The 23,053-nt window shown below is 41.0% G+C and carries 25 protein-coding genes and 1 tRNA gene; 20 read left to right on the top strand and 6 right to left on the bottom strand.

The window, feature by feature from the left end; all coding sequences use genetic code 11:
* Positions 1–12: 12 nt before the first annotated feature.
* From NSP_RS06545 to devC, 7 genes are all read left to right on the top strand, one after another.
* Complete coding sequence (locus NSP_RS06545; protein ID WP_006198585.1) at positions 13–1,038, top strand: aromatic ring-hydroxylating dioxygenase subunit alpha; 1,026 nt, start codon at positions 13–15, stop codon at positions 1,036–1,038.
* Positions 1,039–1,233: 195 nt separating this feature from the next.
* Positions 1,234–2,238 carry an oxygen-dependent coproporphyrinogen oxidase gene (gene hemF, locus NSP_RS06550; protein WP_006198584.1) on the top strand — a complete coding sequence of 335 codons (1,005 nt, stop codon included), beginning with the start codon at positions 1,234–1,236 and terminating at the stop codon, positions 2,236–2,238.
* 49 nt (positions 2,239–2,287) lie between these two features.
* Positions 2,288–2,527, top strand: coding sequence for a hypothetical protein (locus NSP_RS26725; protein WP_144360511.1), 240 nt, complete (start codon positions 2,288–2,290; stop codon positions 2,525–2,527).
* A gap of 155 nt (positions 2,528–2,682) precedes the next feature.
* Positions 2,683–3,333, top strand: coding sequence for a helix-turn-helix domain-containing protein (locus tag NSP_RS06555; protein ID WP_006198583.1), 651 nt, complete (start codon positions 2,683–2,685; stop codon positions 3,331–3,333).
* A 134-nt stretch (positions 3,334–3,467) separates the two neighbouring features.
* Positions 3,468–4,952, top strand: coding sequence for an FAD-binding protein (locus tag NSP_RS06560; RefSeq protein WP_006198582.1), 1,485 nt, complete (start codon positions 3,468–3,470; stop codon positions 4,950–4,952).
* 11 nt (positions 4,953–4,963) lie between these two features.
* Positions 4,964–6,175 (top strand): ABC exporter membrane fusion protein, encoded by a 1,212-nt coding sequence (locus tag NSP_RS06565; RefSeq protein ID WP_006198581.1) that lies wholly within the window; start codon positions 4,964–4,966, stop codon positions 6,173–6,175.
* Positions 6,176–6,214: 39 nt separating this feature from the next.
* Positions 6,215–7,372, top strand: a complete 1,158-nt coding sequence (gene devC / locus NSP_RS06570; RefSeq protein WP_006198580.1) for an ABC transporter permease DevC — start codon at positions 6,215–6,217, stop codon at positions 7,370–7,372.
* 202 nt (positions 7,373–7,574) lie between these two features.
* On the opposite strand, the gene NSP_RS06575 is transcribed toward devC, so the two are convergent.
* Both NSP_RS06575 and NSP_RS06580 read right to left on the bottom strand, forming a co-directional pair.
* On the bottom strand, positions 7,575–8,885 hold the full coding sequence (locus NSP_RS06575) for an efflux RND transporter periplasmic adaptor subunit (protein WP_006198579.1): 1,311 nt from the start codon (positions 8,883–8,885) through the stop codon (positions 7,575–7,577).
* A gap of 249 nt (positions 8,886–9,134) precedes the next feature.
* A complete protein-coding gene (locus NSP_RS06580; protein WP_017803913.1) occupies positions 9,135–10,073 on the bottom strand; it encodes a serine hydrolase in 939 nt (312 codons plus the stop codon).
* A 6-nt stretch (positions 10,074–10,079) separates the two neighbouring features.
* Between NSP_RS06580 and NSP_RS06585 the strand changes: the two genes are divergently transcribed.
* The 3 genes from NSP_RS06585 to NSP_RS06595 are packed head-to-tail and all read left to right on the top strand — an operon-like array spanning position 10,080 to position 13,092.
* Complete coding sequence (locus NSP_RS06585) at positions 10,080–10,784, top strand: C40 family peptidase (RefSeq protein WP_006199147.1); 705 nt, start codon at positions 10,080–10,082, stop codon at positions 10,782–10,784.
* A 14-nt stretch (positions 10,785–10,798) separates the two neighbouring features.
* The gene (locus tag NSP_RS06590; protein WP_006199146.1) at positions 10,799–11,812 is read left to right on the top strand and encodes a glycosyltransferase family 2 protein; all 1,014 of its coding nucleotides are present in this window, start codon (positions 10,799–10,801) and stop codon (positions 11,810–11,812) included.
* Positions 11,813–11,856: 44 nt separating this feature from the next.
* Positions 11,857–13,092, top strand: coding sequence for an MFS transporter (locus NSP_RS06595; RefSeq protein WP_006199145.1), 1,236 nt, complete (start codon positions 11,857–11,859; stop codon positions 13,090–13,092).
* Between the two features lie 54 nt (positions 13,093–13,146).
* Here NSP_RS06595 and NSP_RS06600 read toward each other — a convergent pair.
* Positions 13,147–13,220: transfer RNA gene (locus NSP_RS06600), tRNA-Arg, on the bottom strand.
* Between the two features lie 36 nt (positions 13,221–13,256).
* Here NSP_RS06600 and moaC point away from each other — a divergent pair.
* From moaC to NSP_RS06625, 6 genes are all read left to right on the top strand, one after another.
* Positions 13,257–13,760 carry a cyclic pyranopterin monophosphate synthase MoaC gene (gene moaC, locus NSP_RS06605; protein ID WP_006199144.1) on the top strand — a complete coding sequence of 168 codons (504 nt, stop codon included), beginning with the start codon at positions 13,257–13,259 and terminating at the stop codon, positions 13,758–13,760.
* Positions 13,761–13,765: 5 nt separating this feature from the next.
* Complete coding sequence (locus tag NSP_RS26730) at positions 13,766–13,903, top strand: hypothetical protein (RefSeq protein ID WP_198138112.1); 138 nt, start codon at positions 13,766–13,768, stop codon at positions 13,901–13,903.
* 45 nt (positions 13,904–13,948) lie between these two features.
* Positions 13,949–14,206 carry a 2TM domain-containing protein gene (locus NSP_RS06610; RefSeq protein WP_006199143.1) on the top strand — a complete coding sequence of 86 codons (258 nt, stop codon included), beginning with the start codon at positions 13,949–13,951 and terminating at the stop codon, positions 14,204–14,206.
* A 120-nt stretch (positions 14,207–14,326) separates the two neighbouring features.
* Positions 14,327–14,635, top strand: a complete 309-nt coding sequence (locus NSP_RS06615; protein ID WP_006199142.1) for a DUF3181 family protein — start codon at positions 14,327–14,329, stop codon at positions 14,633–14,635.
* A 63-nt stretch (positions 14,636–14,698) separates the two neighbouring features.
* Entirely contained in the window at positions 14,699–14,917 is a 219-nt protein-coding gene (locus tag NSP_RS06620) for a hypothetical protein (protein ID WP_006199141.1), read from the top strand.
* An 83-nt stretch (positions 14,918–15,000) separates the two neighbouring features.
* A complete protein-coding gene (locus tag NSP_RS06625; protein ID WP_006199140.1) occupies positions 15,001–15,237 on the top strand; it encodes a hypothetical protein in 237 nt (78 codons plus the stop codon).
* Positions 15,238–15,436: 199 nt separating this feature from the next.
* Here the strand turns inward: NSP_RS06625 and NSP_RS06630 are convergent, their stop codons facing one another.
* Together NSP_RS06630 and cobW are read right to left on the bottom strand one after the other, a co-directional pair.
* Complete coding sequence (locus tag NSP_RS06630; protein WP_006199139.1) at positions 15,437–15,910, bottom strand: ABA4-like family protein; 474 nt, start codon at positions 15,908–15,910, stop codon at positions 15,437–15,439.
* 13 nt (positions 15,911–15,923) lie between these two features.
* The gene (gene cobW, locus NSP_RS06635) at positions 15,924–16,964 is read right to left on the bottom strand and encodes a cobalamin biosynthesis protein CobW (RefSeq protein WP_017803914.1); all 1,041 of its coding nucleotides are present in this window, start codon (positions 16,962–16,964) and stop codon (positions 15,924–15,926) included.
* Positions 16,965–16,988: 24 nt separating this feature from the next.
* On the opposite strand from cobW, the gene NSP_RS27175 reads away from it, so the two are divergent.
* Complete coding sequence (locus NSP_RS27175) at positions 16,989–17,117, top strand: hypothetical protein (RefSeq protein ID WP_017803915.1); 129 nt, start codon at positions 16,989–16,991, stop codon at positions 17,115–17,117.
* Between the two features lie 201 nt (positions 17,118–17,318).
* Here NSP_RS27175 and NSP_RS06640 read toward each other — a convergent pair whose 3' ends face one another.
* Positions 17,319–18,035: a biliverdin-producing heme oxygenase gene (locus NSP_RS06640; RefSeq protein ID WP_017803916.1), complete on the bottom strand. Its 717-nt coding sequence runs from the start codon at positions 18,033–18,035 to the stop codon at positions 17,319–17,321.
* A gap of 542 nt (positions 18,036–18,577) precedes the next feature.
* Between NSP_RS06640 and glmM the strand changes: the two genes are divergently transcribed.
* The 3 genes from glmM to hpsN all read left to right on the top strand — a co-directional run bounded on the left by glmM (position 18,578) and on the right by hpsN (position 23,053).
* The gene (gene glmM, locus NSP_RS06645; RefSeq protein ID WP_006194822.1) at positions 18,578–20,050 is read left to right on the top strand and encodes a phosphoglucosamine mutase; all 1,473 of its coding nucleotides are present in this window, start codon (positions 18,578–18,580) and stop codon (positions 20,048–20,050) included.
* Positions 20,051–20,388: 338 nt separating this feature from the next.
* Positions 20,389–22,038, top strand: a complete 1,650-nt coding sequence (gene hpsL / locus NSP_RS06650; protein ID WP_006194821.1) for a hormogonium polysaccharide biosynthesis protein HpsL — start codon at positions 20,389–20,391, stop codon at positions 22,036–22,038.
* A gap of 34 nt (positions 22,039–22,072) precedes the next feature.
* The gene (hpsN, locus tag NSP_RS06655) at positions 22,073–23,053 is read left to right on the top strand and encodes a hormogonium polysaccharide biosynthesis glycosyltransferase HpsN (protein WP_006194820.1); all 981 of its coding nucleotides are present in this window, start codon (positions 22,073–22,075) and stop codon (positions 23,051–23,053) included.

Consider the following 23,053-nt stretch of genomic DNA (forward strand, 5'->3'; position numbering starts at 1 on the left):
TAGGAGACAAATATGTTGAAAGACTTTTGGTATGCTTGTGAATTTAGCTCGGCAGTTACTAATAAGCCCAAGCAAGTTTTAATGTTCAACCAGAGATTTGTGCTTTATCGCAACTCTCAAGGACAAATAATAGCTTTAAATGATCAATGTCCCCATCGTGGTGCTGCTTTTTCTCTTGGTTGGGTTGAAAAAGATTGTCTGCGTTGTCCCTATCATGGATGGAAATTTCAAGCTGATGGGAAATGTGTTGAAATCCCTTCTAACGCACCGGAAACACCTATTCCTAAAAAAGCTCATGTTGATAGCTACCCAGTTGAGGAAAAATATGGTTTTGTCTGGCTGTTTTATAGCGACTTACCAGCAGCCAAACGTCCTCTTTTACCTACTTTTCCCGAGTACATGGTCTCAACTATGCGTCCTGTGTACGATGATGGTATAGATAATGCTAATTATGCTCGTCTCATGGAAGCTAATCTTGATTTTACCCATGTGATTGCAGTTCATAAAAAATCTTTTGGTCAGAGAATACCCATCGATAAAACTATTAAATATCAAGTTGATAAATATGATTGGGGTGCAGTTGCTCAAGTTAATTATGAATCTTTAGGTAATTCCAAAAGTTTTTTAAACTTTTTGCTCGGTGGACGACCAGAATTGAAAACCAAATTGACTTTATATCTACCTAATGTTACTCTGGCAGAAATTAGTGTTGGTCGCGGTAACAGATTTGATATCAAGTTTGGCATTTTAGTTGCTCACCTACCGATTGATGAAAATAGAACTCGTGTCAAACGTGTTTTATATCGCAATGTTTTACCCATACCTTGGTTGGATGGTTTCTTTAGAAAAATTGACCACAAACTCGCCCAAGAAGATACGATAGTAGTTTCAACTTTAAACTCTCAATTAATGCCGCAAATATCAGAGGAGCTTCATGTGGCGGCTGATGCTTTAGATATTACTTTTCGTCAGTTTCTGCAAAAGTCTCAGGCTGATTTTTCTGCATCTATTCAGGAGAAACAGCAGCAATTGATGTGAAGTAATGCTTTGGGGTGGGGGAAGGAAAGAGATTAGAAACCACAGATAAACACAGATAAGAAAATTTGTTTTGGGTGCTGGCTTAGGGTTTGGAAATCGAAAAGTTTTATGTTGATTTCAGTTTGGTAGCACTCATGATTTTTGGCAAATGAATACACATATATAGACGTACTTCACTGAAGGGGGGAGATAATTATGAACCATGTCCTGGAAAAATATTTGACACAACAACCAACAATGCGTGGGGTAATCGACAAGTTTTTCAGACAAATGTTTGATAATACTTGCCAAGCGCTGGAATCGTTAGATGGTAAAAAGTTTTCTGAACAGTCCTGGAATCGCGATCGCAAGGGACTTTGGACGGTTGGTAAAAGTAGTGAAGACGCTATATATATTGACCGGGTTCTGCACAATGGTAATGTGTTGGAAAAGGTAGGAGTTAATTATGTAGCCATAGATGGTGAGTTACCTCCGGGAATGTCTTTTGAAAAATCAGGCGCTTTGGCTACAGGTGCAGCAGATAAAATGACTACTAGCAAAGGGAACCGCTTTTTCGCTACAGGTTCTAGCTTTGTCATTCATCCTCATAACCCGATGGCTCCCACGGCTCATGTTAACTATCGCTATTTCGAGATTCGTAATGCTAACCAGCCTGTATATTGGTGGTTTGGTGGCGGTGCTGATTTAACACCTGCATATCTTTTTGAGGAAGATGCTGTTCATTTTCATCAAGTGCATAAAGATGTTTGTGATCAGTATAGTTCTGCTTATTACCCCCGTTTTAAAAATGCCTGTGATGAATATTTTTACATACCACATCGTGGCGAACATCGAGGTGTAGGTGGAATTTTCTTTGATAATTTAAATCATGATAATCCTGAAAAACTTTTGTCGTTAGTGACTAATTGTGCTGATGCTTTTCTCCCGGCTTATATGCCTATTTTAGAAACGCGTAAAGATATGTCATTTACAGAAGAAAACAAGTATTGGCAACATCTGGTGCGTGGGCGATATGTAGAGTTTATCTTATCGTGCGATCGCGGGATTCGTTTTGGTTTAGCCAGTGGTATGGTGAAGCAGCAAAGTGTGTTTAATTGTATGCCTCCTGCTGCTAATTGGGAATACGATGATCAACCTATTCCTGGTAGCAAAGAAGCCATGTTGAAAGAAGTTTTAAGAAGTCCTCGTAATTGGCTATAAATTTCTGTTGATTGTAACTGAGAGATACTTTCATAAAGGCGACGCTGCAATGAGAAAATCCAAATCATTCAACATCAGACAATCAATAGCTAAAAGTTTATTCAACACTCGCACCCAAACCCACACACAGCCATTACAGGTAATGTCAAAAAATATCAATTTGAATCAAACAACACAAGATACATCTATTACCAACGAACTAGAAATAGACATTGCATTATCCTTTCTTAATGCTTGTAAATATGTCCTGGCTTGGATAATTTGCCTTTGTATCTACTCAAGTATGTAAAACACTATTTACATCAATTCTCCATCAACTTGTAACTAATCAATATTGGCTCTCTTACTTGGCGTTCTTCTCCCTTGGCGCTAGCCTCTCCCTTTGGGAGAAGGGGAGACGCTGCGCGAAGGCGACTTGGCGGTTCGTTATTCCATCTTAATAGTATGACCACAAAAATGAGCGTAAAAAAAGAACTGATTACAGGGAATCTCCGCATGGAAGATATCATCAATCTAGATGAATCCAAAGCCGTGAATTTGTTCAGAAAGAGATTTCAAAAATACAAAAATCTGGTTGCAGAAAAAGGAGAAGCAGCCGCTTTTGAACAGATGATGGAAAAATATCCTGAACAACAAAAGGCGTTGATGGGTACTTTCATCGATCATAATACCTTAGCTAAAGGTTTCACCCAAGCTGCACCGTTACTGGGTTTGATGGGCTTTGTCATGGATGTGGTAGATGTTTCTCAAAATGGTACAGACGCAGCATTAGAAATTCAAAGAGTTTGTCCCGTTTTATCTATTGCTAAAGAATACGGTTTTGATAGTCCTTGTCGTGTGTTCTGTGAGATGGAACAAGAAGCTACTAGAAGAGCTTTTCCGGGAATAAAGGCGGCAATTTTGAGTAAACAAGCTGAGGGTGATTGTGTTTGTGTATTTAAGTATGAAAGGAATGCAGATAATTTGTTGGTGGCTAAGTCAGATACTCAAAATAATGTCTCTCAGGTGATATCTCGTGTTCTTTCTTTTATGGGATTGATTCCTAGTTTGTTTAAGGTTGGTTTTAAAATGCTGAAAATGCGTTTATTAAACTAGTATTCATAGCCTCAACAAGGACGGGCAAGATGCCCACCCCACATCAGTTAAAAATCTGATTTTTTATTCCTCTGTGTCCTCTGCGTCTCTGTGGTTTTATTCAAAATATTAATCACGCACAAAACCCTAAAATCATGAACAACATTATCACCGATTTAAAACAGATTATTTCTGGGGAAGTTAGTAATAAAGAATCAGAGTTAGAAGCAGTTTCTCAGGATTTTGGTAATATTGTTAAAAAACAACCTCAAGTTGTGATTCGTCCGCAAAATTCGCGCGATATTGCTGAAGCAATTAAATATGCTGCTAAACAAGGTTTAACAATTTCTTCACGGGCTGCGGGACATTCTTTAAGTGGTCAATCTTTGAATCAAGATGGCATTCTTTTAGATATGAGGAATCTGAATCAAATTGATGAGTTCCACCCCAATCAACTTTGGTTTCAAGCTGATCCTGGTGTGACTTGGAAGCAAGTTGTTGATACTGCTTTAACTCATGGTGTAATTCCACCTGTTCTTACTAATAATTTTGAAGTAACTTTGGGGGGAACTCTCTCTGCGGCTGGTTTGGGTTTGAGTTCTTTTCGTTACGGTTCTCAAGCTGATAATTGTTTGGGTTTAGAAGTTGTCACGGGGACTGGTGATATTGTTTGGTGTACACCAGAAGAAAATAGTGAACTTTTTTATCACGTTCTTTGTGGTTATGGTCAGTTTGGTATCATTACTAAAGTCAAAAATCGGTTAAGAAAATATCGCCCTTATACGCGCAGTTATTTTCTTTGCTATGACGATTTAGATAAACTTTTATATGATGCGCGTTGGCTGGTTTCAAAAGGTGAGATAGATGGTTTAGTATCTTTATTTTCACCCTGCTTACAAGGAATAAGTAGAAAAGCAAATCAGATGAAACCGTTAATTCAATGGTTCTACAGAATGCAAATTACTCTGGAAGTTGATTCTGTAAATGAGATAAATGATGCTGAATTGCTGGCTGATTTAAATTTTTATCGTCATGTCTATACAGAAGACTTAACTTTTGAGAAGTTTATTCAACCATTAGGTCAAGTTCCTCATCCTGTAAATACTGCTAATACTTGGATAGATGTACTTTTACCAGGACATAGAGCAAAGGAATTTATTGATATTGCTCTTCAGCGTTTACCTGGATTTCTTGATTTCCGCACTGTACCTGTAGGTTCGTTTTGTCTCAATTCTCGCCATCATAAAATGCCTATGTTTCCTTTACCTGATGATGATTTAATTATCGGTTTGGGAATGTATCCGACTATTCCTAAATCTCAGGTTCAACCTGTGTTGGAGCAGTTAAATTTATTGACTGATTTGAGTTTCCAAATGGGTGGTAAAAGATATATGGCGACTTGGGCGGATTTTGATTTGCCAAGATGGCGATCGCATTTCGGAAATTACTGGTCTAAAATCAATGATTTGAAGCGGAAATATGACCCTTGCGGTATTCTTAACCCTGGTTTCTTTAAATATGAAGAACTTGTAGAAACAGGGGCGAATAGAAACCCCACCCCTAGCCCCTCCGGTGCAAGCGAGGAGGGGGACAAGAATAAAAAAAATTTCATGAATTATTTAAAACTGCTATATATATAAGGAACTATTTAATGTTGCGAAATTCTGAGGAAATTAGGAAATCGTCTTTGTTTCCAGCCAATTTGCGTTGGTTGGTCGCTTTGGGTATTACTTCGGTAATGGCGATGGGAGCAGGTGTAGTTTATGTAACTCGCCCGACAATGACTCAAACTTCGGTTGTTTCAACTCAGGTGAGTCAGCCAGTTACGCCAAAAGTCAATGCGCTGGGACGATTGGAGCCAGCAGGGGAGGTAATTAGAATTTCGGCTCCTACTGATGCTAGTGGTGCTAGTCGTGTGGCTCAATTGTTGGTTGATGAGGGGAAGCAAGTTAACGCGGGAGATGTGATTGCTATTTTGGATAATCGCGATCGCCTACAAGCTAATCTTAAGGAAGCACAGCAACAAGTCAGAGTGGCGATATCACGCCTAAATCAGGTGAAAGCTGGTGCAAAACAAGGTGAAATATCGGCTAGAGCAGCCACTGTCAGAAATCTGCAAGCACAGTTAGAGGGTGAAATCCAAATCCAGCAAGCTACCACCGCTCGTCTGGAAGCTGAGTTACAAAATGCAGAAATGGAATTTCGCCGCTATGAAAATCTTTACAAGGAGGGTGCTGTAGCCGCTTCTACGGTGGATAGTCGCAGATTAACCTTAAAAACAGCCCAAGAGGAGTTGAATGGTGCTAGAGCCAGTTTAGCCAGCACTCAACGCACCCTCACGGCGCAGATTCAAGAAGCTAAAGCGACTTTAGAACAAACAGCAGAGGTGCGTCCCACTGATGTAGCTATTGTACAAGCAGAGGTGGATAGTGCGATCGCCACTGTGGAAAAAATGCAAGTTGAAGTTGATACAGCATACATTCGCGCCCCCCAAGCCGGTCAAATTCTGCGGGTTCAAGCTCGTCCCGGTGAAACTATCGGTGAGCAGGGAATTGTGGAATTAGGGGAAACTACTCAAATGTATGCGATCGCCGAAATCTATGAAAGTGATATTGGTAAAATTCGCCCTGGTCAAGTTGCTAATATTACCAGTCCTAGTAATGCTTTTGCGGGTGAATTAACCGGAATTGTGGATCGCATTGGCTTGAAGGTGGCGAAGAAGGATGTGTTAGATAGTGACCCCACAGCAGCTACAGATGCGCGAGTAATTGAGGCTAAAGTTCGTTTAGATGAAGTTTCTAGTCAGCAAGTTGCTAATTTTACTAATCTTCAGGTGAATGTGGAAATAGTCATTAGTCCTTAGTCATTAGTCATTGGTCATTAGTTATTATTAATTATCCTGATGTTTAAGCGTAAAATTCCTTTGGCTTGGCGGCAATTAATGAAGCAAAAAGGGCGGTTTATTGTTGCTCTTTGTGGTATTACTTTTGCTGATTTTTTGATGTTAATGCAGTTCGGTTTTCAGTCGGCTTTATATGATAGTAATACCAGGTTTCATGAGCTTTTACAAGCTGATGTGGTTTTGGTGAGTCGTCAAGCCCAAAATTTGGGGCTTCTTAGCAGTTTTCCCCGTCGTCGCTTGTTTCAAGCTGCTAATTTATCGGAAGTTGAGTCTGTTAATCCTTTGTATGTCCGCTTAGGTGTTTGGAAAAGTCCTCAAACGAAGTTGGATGAATCAATTTTGGTCATCGGCTTTAATCCTGAAAAACCTGCGTTTAATTTACCAGCAGTTAATCAAAAATTAGAACAGATTAAATATCCCAATACGCTGTTGTTTGACCGCAATTCTAACGGAAAATATGCACAAGCGATCGCTCAAATTTATGAAGGTAAATCTATTACCACAGAATTGCAAGGACGTAAAGTAAAAATTGGCGGTTTGTACGAAGTTGGCGCTTCTTTTGTGGCTAATGGTAGTGTAATTACTAGCGACCAAAATTATTTGCGGATTTTTTCAGGACAACAACCAGGTCAAGTTAATCTAGGTTTAATTAATCTCAAACTAGGTAGTGATGCGAATTTAGTCGCCAAAGCCTTACAATCTTATTTGAATGATGATGTGCAAGTTTTCACCAGTCAAGAATTTATTGATTTTGAAAAGAAATATTGGCAAGAAAATGGCGCAATTGGTTTTATCTTTTCTTTGGGTGTCGCTATCGGCTTTTTAGTGGGTGTAATTGTTGTTTATCAAATTATTTACAGTGATGTGATGGATCACTTGCCTGAATATGCTACACTTAAGGCTATGGGTTATCGTAATAGCTATTTATTATTGGTTGTGTTCCAAGAAGCATTAATATTAGCTATCTGCGGTTTTATTCCTGGTGGCTTTGTTTCCTTCGTCATGTATGCTTTTACCCGCAATGTCACTAAGTTACCATTATTTATGACCCCTGACCGGATAATTTTAGTTCTAATTCTAACAATTATCATGTGTTTAATTTCCGGTGCGATCGCTATGCGAAAATTAAACTCAGCCGACCCCGCCGATATTTTCTAAACAAAATTTTTGTTCCCACTATTAACTCCTGCTCCCTCTCCTTACTAAGGAGAGGGTTGGGGTGAGGTTTCTTATAATAAAACAGGCTGAAAACCCTTGAGGTTAAGTTTTTACGCCACGCTCCAAAACTTAACCGTCCTTACAACTTCATATCCTGCTCCCTCTCCTTACTAAGGAGAGGGTTGGGGTGAGGTTTCTTATTCTATGACTCAGGGACTATTTGCACACCATCTTTGAGATTCAACAGTCCTGAAATAACAATTTTATCTTCAGGTTCTAATCCTGACAAAACTTGGTAATTATCATCTCTAATATTGCCTAACTTTACCCGCCTTTGCCGAGCTATTAATTGAGAGTCTCCTTGTGAAGACTCTTTAGTTTTGATCACATAGACAAAAGTTTCCCCACCTTGACGAGACACTGCTTTAGTAGGAATTAACACTCCAGAACGTTGATTCCAAATCACTCTAGCCCGCACTAATTGCTCTGGTTGTAACTGTTTATCAGAATTATTCAAAAGTGCTTTAACCTGAATTGATTTCTCCTCATTATTATTATCAGGAGAAATTTTAGCTATTTTACTACTACTTAAAACTTCTCCTTGAGGATTCAAAACCTCTACAGGCATTCCCTTACGTAATTGGGTGCTTTGTGCCGATGGAACCGAAATATTGACTTCTAAAGGTTGATTTTGAGAAACAGTAACCAGTGGCGTGGAAGTATTTACTAAATCACCTACTTGCACTGAAATATCGCCAACTGTGCCACTAAAAGGGGCTTTAATTTTATAACTCTGAGGCTGGAGTTGTCGGTTTTTAATATTTATCTCGGCTTGTTGCAAAGCTTTCTCACCCTGAGAGATACTGGCTTGCTCTGTTTGAATTTGGGAATTAATAGCACTCAAATGAGCCTTAGCTGTAGCCAATCGGCTCGCAGACTGATCCCTCGCACGTCGAGATACTGCGCCTTGAGCGGCTAATTCAGCATACCGTTCATAGTCTTGTTGCTGCAATTGCAAATCAGCAATGTGAGAGAGGCGTGCTGCTTCTAGAGATTGAAGTTTAGCACGAGCATTTTCCCGTTGTGAGACAGCAGCTTGTCGCGCAGCATTCATTTCATCGATTGTTGCTTGTCCTGAGTCTACTTGAATAATTGCTGTTCCTGCTGTAACTGGCTCTCCCGATTTGAGAAATATTTGGGTAACTTGTCCGGGAATTTTTGACTGTATTTGTACTGAACGCTGAGATTCTAAGCTAGCAACAAAGTCTGAACTTTCCTCCACTGTACCAAGTTGTACTGGTGATACCTTGACTCTTACCCCTGGAGTTTTAATATTACTAAGTGGTGCTTGATGTGTAGGAGTAAACACACGCCAAACTATAGCCGTTCCACCCCCAATAATTAGTATAAAAGCTAACAATAATCGCAGCCGCCGCCGTTGTTTCAGGGGTGACTGGTATGAGTTTGGTGAAAGATTGTTTCCTAAATCAGTTTGCGGCTCAGGGGATGTCATAGGGAACCTAAAAACAAATTAACTAACACTAAATCAGGATTTGGTATTTTGCCATGAAAAACATTGATTTAGCTGGAGACTTCGTGAACCATGATGTCTTGCACATCTAAATATACTGTTTAATTAATTCTGCTTAAATCTATCTAAAGGTGAATGATAAAATTTCCTGAACAGGGAATAGCCAATGACGAGCAGATAAACAAGATTCTTACTCCCTCTCCTTAGTAAGGAGAGGGTTGGGGTGAGGTTTCAAAGATTACTTATGGTTTTAGCAAATAGCTGAGAAATAAAAGGTAAAATATCCCGGCTTTTAGCGTTGGCTTTACCTTCAGTAAATACGACTAAAATATAGGGACGCTGCTCTGGTAACTCAATATATGCTGCGTCATGGCGAACTTGACTTGTCCAACCTGCTTTTGACCAACTTTGAGCATCTTGGCTGAGTCCACCACCTAAAAAACCTGTTACCTGGTCTTCTTCAACATCAGTAGGTAAATCATCGGGGTTGAGACTACGTTTGAGCAAATTCATCATGGCTTGCGATCGCCCGCTAGACACTGCCACCCCACCCACAATACTATGAAGTAACTTGGCGATCGCATTAGTAGTCACCATATTACGATTATCCAACATTTCCCCATAAAATGCCCGTTCCCTACCATAGGGACCATCACCCCAAGTTTTTTGACAAACATTAATTGTCTCCATTTCCTCCCAACCCAAAGATTGGAAATAGCGGTTAACAATATTACGTTGATATTTCCAAGTTTCAAAAGGTCCAACAGGTAACTCTGGCCCCGAAGTCGTACCACTGAGGATATCTACAATTAAACTGGTCGCATCATTGCTAGAATCAACAATCATATCTTTTAAGGCTCTTGACAACTCCTGAGAAGGTGAAGTCATACCTTTTTCCAGCCATTCGTTAACAGCGACCAAATAAAACAGTTTGACTACACTCGCCGGGTAAATCCGTTCCACACCGCGATAAGTAAAACCACGGACTGGATGGTTCCAAAAAGCGTCAGGAGTCAAAGCACCACCAGTATTTACAGGTACTGGGGGATCATACACAATCCAAGTTAAAGCGACTTGGTTACGGGCTAAAGTGGGAAATTCTGCCCAAGTAGCCTCTAAAATACCATTACCAAGATTTTCGAGTTGTTCGTCTTTTCTAAAGAAAATCATTGCAGAATGCTCTCTAATCCAGAATCCCAAATCCTCAATTCGACATCGGCAGAATACCACTGTATAGCTGATCTGAATTTATATGACTCTCCTGAATGTACGCGCCTAACCACTCAAGCAGCTGCTGGGCGACATTTGCGAATTACATCAAATCATCAGGTGTCAGCAGTTGAGGTGTGTTTGTGTGAGGATGACTATCCAGGTTGGGTATCTTTTACCGATTTGGCTATATTACAACCTGCTACTGTACTTTATCAGGCTAAATCATTTTCTGAGTCACAAATTACAAAACTACTACCCAATGTTATTGCTTTTACCCGAAAAGCGATGCAACAGTCAAATTATTATCTGTGGGGTGGTACTGTCGCGCCCAATTACGACTGTTCGGGATTAATGCAAGCGGCTTTTGTTTCGGTGGGTGTTTGGTTACCTAGAGATGCTTATCAACAGGAAGCTTTTACACAAGTCATTACTATAGCTGAGTTATTACCAGGGGATTTAGTGTTTTTTGGCACACCCCAAAAAGCAACTCACGTCGGGCTATATTTGGGTGATGGTTATTACATTCATAGTTCGGGAAAAGATCAGGGACGCAATGGGATTGGAATTGATATTCTCTCGGAACAGGGAGAGGGGGTAAGTCAGTCATATTATCAGCAGCTGCGAGGTGCTGGTAGGGTTATAAAGAGTTACAAACCACAGAGACATTGAGGACGCTGAGGAATATGAGGGGCGGGTTAATTTCCAAGGGGTTAAATCAGGAAAATGGGGCGATTTCGATGATTGTCCCGGATGTTTCGGTGGTGGTACCGGTGCGGGATGAGGTGGAAAGTCTACCACTTTTGCTGGAGGCGATCGCATCTAATCTCAGCGAAACTAATTTTAGTTATGAAATCATTTGTGTAGATGATGGTTCTACAGATGGTTCGGCTGAATTTCTCAAGGAACAAGCGCAAATCCGCACTGATTTAAAAGCGGTGCTGCTGCGTCGCAATTACGGACAAAGTGCAGCAATGGCGGCGGGATTTAATTATGCTATAGGTAAAGTGATTGTCACGTTAGATGCTGATCTGCAAAATGATCCGGCTGATATTCCCTTATTATTAGCTAAATTGGCAGAAGGCTATGATTTGGTGAGTGGTTGGCGACATCAACGCCAAGATGCTGTAGTTTCCCGGTTAATTCCTTCTAAAATTGCCAATTGGCTGATTGGGAAGGTGACAGAAGTGAAGCTACATGATTACGGTTGTTCCCTCAAAGCTTATCGGTCAGAAGTATTAGCAGATATGAATCTTTACGGGGAACTGCACCGATTTTTACCTGCTTTGGCTTACATTGAAGGAGCGCGAATTACCGAAATCCAGGTGCGTCACCATGCGCGGCGTTTTGGTCAAAGTAAATATGGCATTTGGCGGACGTTCCGCGTCATGATGGATTTGTTAACTATTTACTTTATGAAGAAGTTCCTTACCCGCCCGATGCACGTTTTTGGGCTATTGGGTTTAGGTTCGATGGTGACAGGAACCCTAATTGGGATGTACTTAACTTTTATCAAATTGGCTTTGGGTGCATCAATTGGGAATCGCCCTTTGCTGATTTTGGCGGTTCTGCTGCTAGTGACTGGGGTACAGTTGTTTTGCTTTGGTCTGTTAGCTGAATTATTGATGCGTACTTACCATGAATCTCAAGGTCGCCCCATCTATCGAGTGAGGGAAATAGTAGCCAAAAATATTAAGTAACGTAACAATGTGAGAAACACCCTGGAAATAAACTGAAAACTATTTTGAAAGTTTTTCACACATTGGACGCTGAACTAAGACGTAACCTGCTGGTGTTATTTACAGCAGGTTTATTATTCTGGTCTAGCATTGCTTCATTATTGCCCACTTTACCCCTGTATATCGAAGATATCGGCGCAACTAGTCAACAGATTGGCATTGTGATGGGTAGTTTTGCCATCGGTATGCTAATATTCCGCCCTTGGTGTAGTAATTTAGCAGATCGCCGGGGTCGTAAGATTGTCTTGCTGATTGGAATGTCAGCAGCTGCGATCGCACCTCTAGGTTATATCTTCGCTACCTCAATTATGCCATTAATGGTGTTACGTGCCTTTCACGGCATCAGTATTGCGGCTTTTGGTACTGCTTACATCGCCTTGGTGGGAGATTTAGCCCCTGCAAAAAATCGCGGTGAAGTTATTGGCTACATGAGTTTGGTAAATCCCATTGGTGTGGCGATTGGCCCTGCTTTGGGGGGATATTTACAAGCAGCAGCTGGTTACACTCCTTTATTTATCTTATCTGCGGCTTTAGGTTTAGCCGGAATGTTATGTATTATCCCTATTGTCAATCCTCCTGTTGATGATTCGCCCCACACCAACCCCACTGATAACCAATTTTGGGGACTTTTATTGAGTCCCCGTGTGCGAATTCCGGCAATTGTCATGCTATTAATTGGTGTAGTGATCGGGACTGTGCATACTTTTGTGCCGTTATTTATCAAATCCACTAATGTAGATTTGAATCCAGGACTGTTTTACACAGTAGCAGCGATCGCGAGTTTTAATGTCAGGTTGTTCATCGGTCGGGCTTCTGATAAATATGGCAGAGGATTATTTATCACCCTCAGTTTAATTGCTTTTACCTTAGCGATGATCGGTATTTGGCAAGCCAACAGCGCCCCGGTGTTCTTAATCTCCGCATTTGTCGAAGGTGCTGCTTCGGGAACCGCCATTCCCATGATGGCCGCAATGATGACAGACCGCGCCCAGCCTCATGAACGAGGGCGAATATTTGGCGTATCTTTGGTAGGATTCGATATTGGGATTGCGATCGCCGGGCCAATTCTCGGTACTATTGCCGTACAAGTAGGCTACCGTAATATGTTTGGTTACGGTGCTGGTTTAACTTTTCTCGCAATTCTGATATTTCTCACCCAGTCCAGCCATAACCTCAACAACTCCCTGCGCTTTGCTTTGGGGCGTGCTGAAGATACTTATGCCTTCAATAATGGCAGCTAAAAATTAAAAAAAGGCAAAATAGAATTCTCTCTACTTTGCCTTTTCTTTTTGAAACGGGCGAGGAGGGATTCGAACCCCCGACACCGTGGTCCGTAGCCACGTGCTCTAGTCCACTGAGCTACACACCCTCACTAGAATTCCATCATAACACTACAATTAAAATAATGCAAGACAATTTTTTAGCTAATTCGGCAGAATTAACACACCTTGATGATCACAGCCAAGCACAGATGGTAGATGTGTCTGCCAAAATGCCCACTATCAGGGAAGCAGTAGCTGTGGCGAAGGTGCGAATGTTGCCAGAAACCTTTGCAGCCATTCAAGCCGGCAATGCTCCCAAAGGGGATGTATTAGCCACGGCTAGGTTAGCCGGAATTATGGCAGCTAAACAGACAGCTACATTGATTCCCCTGTGTCATCCTTTACCACTACAAAAAATTACAGTTGAGATTACACCAGTTCCCCAACTACCCGGTTATCAAATTCAATCCACAGTCAAGACTAAAGCCGAAACGGGGGTGGAAATGGAAGCTTTAACTGCTGTATCTGTGGCGGCTTTGACTTTATACGATATGGCAAAAGCTTTAGAAAAATCTATTCAAATTGAATCAATTCAACTAGTAAGTAAAACTGGCGGAAAATCGGGAGACTATTCCTCACCAGGATAATCATCTTGTTTCATCTTGTTTCATCGGCGTTAATTACTACTAACCGAGAAACACCCATGAAAACAGATAAACTTGTACCTAATCTGATTTTCCTAGTTTTGTCGCCAGAGAACCGCAAAAACCGTAGAATGAGAAATACATAGCCAACAGCTGTGTTTCTACTGTGTTCAAGTCTGTAAGAAATTTTTATGCCTCCTCGTTGGCCTCGCAAACCCGACCGCAATGACCCAGCATTCCGCAAGTTAGATGACCGGATTAATTTTGCTGTTCATGTGGCACTGACTACAGCTGTTAATTCTAGTTTATGGTTTTTCCACAATTTAACAGCAGCTACCTGGGAGTGGCTACCCTGGTTAACAGCAGGTTGGATATTAGTATTGTTGGTGCATCTGATTTATATTACTGCGATCGCTAACTATAGCGAAATTCCACCCAAATCTACCTGAAGAGGGACTGTTGAGGCTAGGGTGATTGTAACCTGTGGTGGTAGATTCAGCTGGATAATTACGCGATAATAGTAGAAGACGCTGATAGTTAAAGCTCTTTGTTGATATAAGGTGATTTTTATGGCGACAACTCAAACCGCAGAATTACTCGAAGCCCTAGCTGCTGAAATTGGCGAAGCTGTTTATATAGACATTGCCAAATGGCATCTTTATTTATCTGATGCCAAACTACATACTGTCGTTGCTGAACAGATGTATCCCTTAATTAGTTCTCAGACTGTAAACGAAGACCGAGTTATCGCCATATTGGAATCTATCCCAGTCAAAATTGGTGGTGGGAGAAAAGAATTGCCTTTAAATGATCTACTACCACTGCAATGTCAAGTAAACTTGGTAGATATTTTAGAGAAATATCAACGCGAGATTTAATTTCTGTGTTCTGAAGTGTTCATAATTTGCTTTTTAAGCAACCTCGACCAGGAGGGAATAGATATGAGTGAATCATATCAGTTTCATGACGAATACACTTTAGCCGAAACAGCAGAAGAACTTGGTAAAAAGGCTTTAAGCTTGGGTTTAATACCTAGTTTTCTGGTGCGCCATTTTCCTGATAGCAGACAATACTATATCCCCAACGAAGAAGAATCTGAACCTCTGACACCAGAACAAGCATATATGCGGTTTAAGAAATTAGTTGAGGAATCTAGTTAACTAAAAATGAGTAATTAACTTATCAACGAATTTTTCTATAAATTCGCGTTTATTTTTTGTGCAAATTTAGTGAGGTAATTTATATGTTTTTACAACTCAAAGATTCCGGCGATATCGTCAAAATTGTTGATTTTCAGGAATTAATTGACCCAAATACTAATATTATCCACGGCCAAGACCAATTAGGTGAAGAAGAACAAGAACCGGATACCTATAAAAAACAAAATCTCGTATTCCCCTCCGGTGAAAGTCTACCACGCTGTTGGTTAGATGCGAATTATCGACATCCGCAACTTTCATCATCTTCTCAACAGCGATAAACCCAGATAAATGGGCGGGCTAGTACCGCAAGGCGGAAGTCAAAAGTCAAAAGTCAAAAGTCAAAAAGCTTTTACATTGGGCTTTTGAACCTTTAGAAAGGGTATCCATATTTACGCCATGCTGTGCTAGAAGCCCACCCCACAATAGTTATATTTATCTGTGTTTATCTGTGTTTATCTGTGGTTGATTTTTCTTCATCTAACTGCTACTAGAAACAACCTCCTCTACTACCGCTTCACTTGTCTGTGAGTTGGGAAAAAATGCCTTACTAATCCAGTAAGTTAAGATATGGGAAAGTAAACCCAAAGGGCCAGCAAACAAACACAAAGCAATCGAGTGAATTGTCCAAATACCTGTTTTCTGCCCTTCTAAATATATCCAACGACCGACAAATAAATCCATTACTAAAAAATGAATCCATCCGGTTGCTGCTGCTGTTTCATCGCCGAAAAATCTCGCAATATCAGCTAATTGGGGATTAGATAAAGCCGCCGCGTTTTCTGGTGTAATGCTGTTGACAAATAAATACAAATATGCACCAGCCAGCACTACAAAAGGTAGATATGATTCCATTACCCGCCGTGTAAATTTCCACTTAGGCAAGAAAATCATCAACACCCAAAAGGGTAAAACGAAAATATTGGCAATGTCAAATAGTTGAGAGATATTCATAAATTTGGGGAGATTATAAAGTTACCAATTGTGATTCTATTTCTGAAGGTTTCAAATCACGACCAATGAAAACTAAGCTGGTTTGTTGAGCTTCTTGTGGTTTCCAAGGACGGTCATAAAATTTATCAAATCGAGTCCCGACACCTTGCATTACTAGGCGCATGGGTTTGTTAGCTACTGCGACAAAGCCTTTGATGCGATATATTTCTTGTTGGTTGGCGAGTTTTTGCAGTTGTTGTTGCAGCTTTTCGGGGTCAAAGGTGCGGTTTAAAACTAAATGAGTTGAGGTGATTTCTTCGTCGTGTTCGTGGTCTTCTTCGCTGTCGTGGTGGCTGGGACGACTATCTAAATTGTCTTCAACTGCGGCTTGGAATCCTAATAAGATAGATGCATCAAGTGTACCGCGATCGCTTGCCACAATCTTCACCACTCTGGGCAACTCTTGCTTAATCAATTCTTCGACTCGATGCTTTGTTTCAATATCCACCAAATCAGTTTTATTCAATACCACCAAGTCCGCACAAGCGAGTTGATCTTCAAACAATTCTTGCAAGGGTGTTTCATGTTCTAGACTATCATCTGCTTGGCGTTGGGCTGCGATCGCCTCTGGACTACTAGCAAATGTGCCTGATGCTACTGCTGCACAATCTACCACGGTAATCACAGCATCCACTGTAGCCGCAGCGCGAATTTCTTGCCAGCGAAAGGCCTTAATTAAAGGTTTGGGTAAAGCTAAACCCGAAGTTTCAATCAAAATACAGTCAATACTGTCTCGCCGCTTGATCAGTTCTTGCATCGTGGGATAAAATTCTTCCTGCACGGTACAGCATAAGCAGCCGTTAGTTAATTCAAAAATATTACTCCCATCATCCCCATCTTCGGGGCAAATCTGACAGGATTTCAATAATTCGCCATCAATACCCAGTTCGCCAAACTCGTTGACTAAAACTGCAATGCGGCGACCTTGGTTGTTTTGTAGTAGGTGGCGAATTAAGCTGGTTTTACCACTGCCTAAAAAGCCTGTAATCACTGTAACAGGAATTTTTGTAGCCATTGTTTAGTTAGAGATATAAGAAAGATGCTAAAAAACCTACAAGAAACTGTAGGGGCGGGTTTACCAATATCTTTGTTAATGATTAATCATATCTGTGAACCCGCCCCTACTGAGGCAATAATTGCATCTGTTCCCATTGTCCCCCAGTCATAACATTTGGGGCAACTTGTTTGCGATCGCCCTATCTCTGATAAGATGACCCCAAAGAAGCTGCCCCTAGTACCGCAAGGCGTTCGTCAAAAGTCAAAAGTCAAAAGTCAAAAAGCTTTTACGTTGGGCTTTTGAACCTTTTGAAAGGGTATCCATATTTACGCCATGCTGTACTATATTTTACAAAACCTAACGCAAGAAAATTTACTCAGCAGTAGCCAATTCAGTATTGCCACGATGGCGGCGGCGTGTGAGACTGTTAAACAGCATGACACCGATGGATTTAATCAAATTACCTTCCAATTCTTGGAACATCTTCATGTTCATGCCAAAAGCGTCGTTAGCTTCATCGACAATGCGATCGCCTGTAGTATCATCAAGAGGTAATTCATCCAAAGTTTGACGGTATTTAGCTTTAAATGCCTTCTCGTCGGTAATATCTGCAAATTCATAAAAAGCAGTACCTTGACCCTCAGACAAGTTCATCGCTGTCACAGCAATGTTTTTGAGGATTTGACCCCCAGATAAATCACCCAAATAACGAGTATAGGAATGGGCGATTAATAATTCTGGTGCTGTTTGCGAAATTTCGCGGATGCGTTGTACATAAGCAGCACCTGCTGGCGAAAGTTTCACTTCTTCCCGCCAGTTAGCACCAAAATAGTAACTCAAATCTTGCTCTAAGGTGTGCTTGCGGTTGAGTTGGACAAAGTTAATTTTGCCGATAATCGGGTGCTGACGGTGCTTTTCCATCTCCTCTTCCATCGCCGAGTAGATGAAGTAAAAGTTAGCTACTAATTTGCGGTAAGAATTTTTCTCAACTACTCCTTTTAAAAAACACTTGACAAAACCCACATTTTCTGCCATTGTATGGGCTTTTTTAGTACCTAGACGTAATTTGCTGGCTAAATTGCTGCTCATACTAAATTTCTCAACTTAAAAGGTTAACTGCCGAAGTTTCAATTTATGAATGGCTAAAAAAGGCCATCAAAACGTTACATTAAAACTATTTGATGAGAATTTATATTAAAATTTTTTAAGTAGCTTGAACTTGTACTTTGATGAAAACGTCAAGACCCTATGTAATTGAGAAACTTCATAACGAAGATTTGATTAATTTTTTGTTGTTCTAAGGTAAATTCGATTTTTACCTTAAATATCGCTGAAAATTCTCATATTCACAGTGTTTCAGCCTATGATGAAATTGCCAAATAGCCGCGAATAACTATCGCCCGGAAGAATTAAATTGAGAAGCATCAAAATACTAAAAAACTGAGCTTACATAAAATATTGACAGTCAGCGAAGAATAAATTCAGTAATTTTACTGAAATATTCGGTATTTACCTGATCTATTAAATTAAAACAAGTATATATTACAGATAAACACTTATCTCAGTTGAAATTGCTGAATTAACGTGTAAAGTAATATTTTCTCATGTCATGGTGTGAGCAGTTTAAACTTATGGTGACATCTATAAATAGAAGCCAAGGCAACATTCCAGGTAGTTCTAAGTCAGAAACTCAGAATTCAGGAAAAGCTTTGAATGGTAATTTTGCGCTTAACCTCTTATCACTACCGCCGACTGCCTTATTTGGCACAGACGGCATTCGGGGAGAAGTGGGAGAATTACTGAATGCGCCCTTAGCATTACAAGTAGGTTTTTGGACAGGTATGGTTTTACAAAATCATAGTTGTCAAACCGGGCCAGTTATCTTGGGGCAAGATTCCCGCAACTCTAGCGATATGCTAGCAATGGCTTTAAGTGCCGGGTTAACAGCAGCTGGGGTAGAGGTTTGGTATTTGGGGTTATGTCCCACTCCCACAGTTGCTTATTTAACCAGCATCAGCGAAGCCATTGGTGGCGTGATGATTTCTGCCAGTCATAACCCGCCAGAAGATAACGGCATTAAGATTTTTAATGGTAATGGTGCGAAATTATCTCCAGCATTGCAGAGAGAAATTGAGGCGGGACTACGGGGGCATACAGTTACAGGTAAAGTTGGTAATTGTGGACGACATTATTCACGCTGGGAATTAGTGAGTCAGTATGGCGAAACCTTGAAAGCATCCTTACAGGAGACGGTGAATCTTCAAGGGCTGAAAGTTGTCTTGGATTTAGCCTGGGGTGCAGCAGTCGGGTTAGCACCAAAAGTATTTACTCAAATGGGTGCAGAGGTAATTTGCTTACATAATGAAGCTGATGGCGATCGCATTAACGTAAATTGCGGTTCCACTCATCTAGGAATTCTCCAAGCCACAGTCAAGGAACATAACGCCGACTTGGGTTTTGCTTTTGATGGCGATGCTGATCGCGTCTTAGCTGTAGATCATACTGGTAGACAAGTAGATGGCGATTACATTCTTTACCTGTGGGGAAGACACCTACAACAACGCCAGCAACTACCAGATAACCTGATTGTTTCCACCGTCATGGCCAACTTAGGCTTTGAGAGGGCTTGGGAACAACAGGGCGGGAAATTAATTCGGACTGCGGTGGGGGATCAATACGTACAAGCAGAAATGATCCGAACTGGGGGAATGTTAGGCGGTGAACAATCTGGTCATATTCTTTGCCGTCATTACGCCATTACTGGTGATGGCTTGTTAACAGCTTTACACATAGCATCTTTAGTCAAAGAGGCTGGTGTACCCCTGAGCGAAATGGTAGATCAAAGCTTTGAGACTTACCCCCAATTATTGCGAAATGTGCGAGTTATAGATCGCGATCGCCGCATGAATTGGCAAGATTCTATACCAGTACAACAAGCGATCGCCCAAGCCGAAGCTGCAATGGGTGATGCAGGCAGAATATTAGTCAGGGCTTCTGGTACAGAACCAGTAATCAGAGTCATGGTAGAAGCCGCTAATGCTGAACTGGCTCACCACTGGACAAATGAATTAGTATTTCAAGTCCAGCAACACTTAGCAGAATAAAGTATTTGGGATTTGAAATGGCCTAACTTCCCTGAAACTGCCCAAATCAAATCCACCCTCTCCAATTTTCCCTGACTTATGCCTAAGTCCTGAGAATAATTGCGTGACTTCTAGTCATCCGAGGTTCAATCGGTTAAATTACTGCTATCCTCAGAAAACTCTTAATTTGAAAAACATTTAGTTTGCATATTTAAATTACATTAAACTCTTGTGGGGTGGGCATCTGTACCACCCTGTTATGCAACTTAAATGCCGATTAGCTTCACAGGAAACCGTGTATGGAGTCTTGTCAGCCCATAGCACAGGCTACCCCCACAAAAATCACATAGGAGTCCTATATGCTCAAAAGCAAAGGTCCATCAAAAAAGTCAAAAAAACAGGATACCAAGGCATCTTCTGCTTCTAGCCTCAAAGAACGGTTAGCCCAGAAGCGTCAAACAGCTCAAGCACGTAAAGAATTTACCACCCTGCTGACAATAACTGGCTTTGCCAGTCTCCTATTTGGCATTCTATTTTTTTTAGTAGCTGGAATCAAGGCAGTAATTCCTGGGGTTTTAGGAATCCTCGTTATGTCCTTTTCCTACAAATATCCCCGTCCAGCCTTATTTGCTTTCCTAATTTATATGCCTTTTGCGGGTACTATCACCTATTACATCGGCAACAATCCCATTTTACAACTGGCAAAAGATTCCTTCTATATTCCCGCCTTGATTGCATTTTGGCAAACGTGCCGCCAACAAGGATTACCCTTCATAGTTCCCAAAGCTATTAAGACTCCCCTAATTATTTTATTGGTTTGTTGCCTACTAACGCTGATATTTATCAATGGTGGACAACAGCTAAATCCAGACCCGGTGGGACTCCTGGAAACAGAAGCCAATGAAATCCCCATAGCTATGGGTATTCTCGGAATCAAAGTATTTTTGGGTTACATACCCTTAATTGGTTGTGCTTACTACTTAATTCGCAATCAAAAAGACTTCTTCTTTTTATCGCGCCTACAGGTTGTGATCATACTTACCTGCTGTAGCCTGGGAATTATTCAATACCTATTACTCACCACTGGAATATGTGAAGGTACTAGAAATGCCACAGGAGTCGATTTATTTAAAGCCGCAATCGAAGCCCGGTGTTATTTTGGCGGTTCTCTACTCTATAGCCCTAGCCAAGGACTAATTCGCTTACCAGGAACCTTTGTCGCCCCTTGGCAATGGGCATGGTTTTTAATTTCTAGCACCTTTTTTGCCTTTGCTACAGGTTTCACAGATCCGAAATTGATTTGGCGGCTAGTAGGTTTAGGTTCTTTGGCAACAGTTTTGATTAATGCCGTCATCTCAGGACAGAGAGTTGCCTTCGCTATAGTACCGATTTCCTTTGTCATCTTGCTAGTAGCTACTGGTCAAATTCGTAACCTCAAACGCTTTATCCCTATGGGATTAGGACTAGCCCTAATTCTGGGAATTGCTCTGGCAACTAACCCGACAATTATCCAAGAACGGGCAAATAGTTTTGTGGATCGCGTCGAATCTGCACCACCGGAACAGTTTATCGCCCAGCAGTTTGAGGAAAATTGGAGAAACGTCGTTAGCCCTATTGGCAGTGGTTTAGGTAGAGCCACTAACTCAGCGCGGGCATTGGGTAGAACAAAGTTAGTGGAAGCATATTACCCTAAAGTACTATATGAAGTAGGTATTCTGGGAGTATTGGCATTTTTAGCTTTAGTCACGACCCTGACAATTACTGGTTTCAAAGCATATCGTTCCATCAAAGACCCTAATCTCCGCACTTATGCAGCTGCTTTATGGATATTTATTCTGTTTATTAGCTATAACACTTACTATTATCCTTTAGATGTTGATCCAGTGGCTGTATACTATTGGTTTTTTGCCGGGGTACTGTTCAAAATGCCATTACTGGATAAACAACAAAGGCAAAATGGCGAACCTATAGCCACAAAAAAGAAGAAATTTTTCCCGCTAAATTCTTAATTGCTTCTACTCCCATGACCAGCGAAATAAAAATATGAATAATTGGCCTTTTATTTCTGTGATTATCCCCACCTATGGGAGAGAAGAAACGCTGCAAGATAGTATCATAGATGTTTTAAATCAGGACTATCCCAACTTTGAGGTTTTAGTAGTAGACCAATCTCCCACACACCAACCAGGAGTGCAAGCTTACCTGGAAAAAATCTCCGCAGCAGCCAAAATTCAATGGTTTCGCTTAGATTGGGCGAGTTTACCAGGGGCGCGGAATTATGGTGTGCGGCGAGCAAAAGGTGAAATAATCTTATTTATTGATGATGATGTGAAAATTACCCCGGAATTTTTAGCAGCCCATGCCAAAAACTATGTACAGAATCCAGATATCGGGGCTGTGGCTGGGCGGGTATTTGACAGAGGTAAATTAAGTGATTCTGGTGGGGAGTTGCAAATTGAATATTTACCTCCCGAAGCAATGGACCCTGGAATCGCTTGGTATCACATTGATTTAGTCCACACCATCAAACCCCAGCAAGTTCTCACAGCGAGGGGTTGTAATATGTCTTTTCGCCGCGAAATTTTTACTAAGTACAAATTGCACTTTGATGAGAGGTTTGGCGGTAGTGCGGTGCGCGAAGAATCAGATTTTTGTTTGCGAATCCGACAGACGGGGTATAAAATCTGGTATGATCCAGAGGCTTGTTTGATACATTTGGGTGAGGAAACTGGAGGTTGTCATGATATTAGTATGCGATCGCTCAAATATCAACTCACCTTCTATCACAATCATTTCTTAATGGCGCTAAAAAACCTCAACGCCATCCAAGCTTTACGCCTATACGCCGCTTTATTTGACTGTCACGTCCTCGGACACCCACCTTGTAATAAAAGTGGTTCCCCTATAAAAATTGTCACTCGCGGTATTTTTTACACTTTAGGTTTTCTCAAAGCTTTGGGTACTGTCATTCAGTCAATTTGGAATGATGGTCAAACTTATACTCACCTTGATCAAAAAGTTTAG

The sequence above is a fragment of the Nodularia spumigena CCY9414 genome (assembly GCF_000340565.2).
Classification (GTDB): Bacteria; Cyanobacteriota; Cyanobacteriia; order Cyanobacteriales; family Nostocaceae; genus Nodularia; species Nodularia spumigena.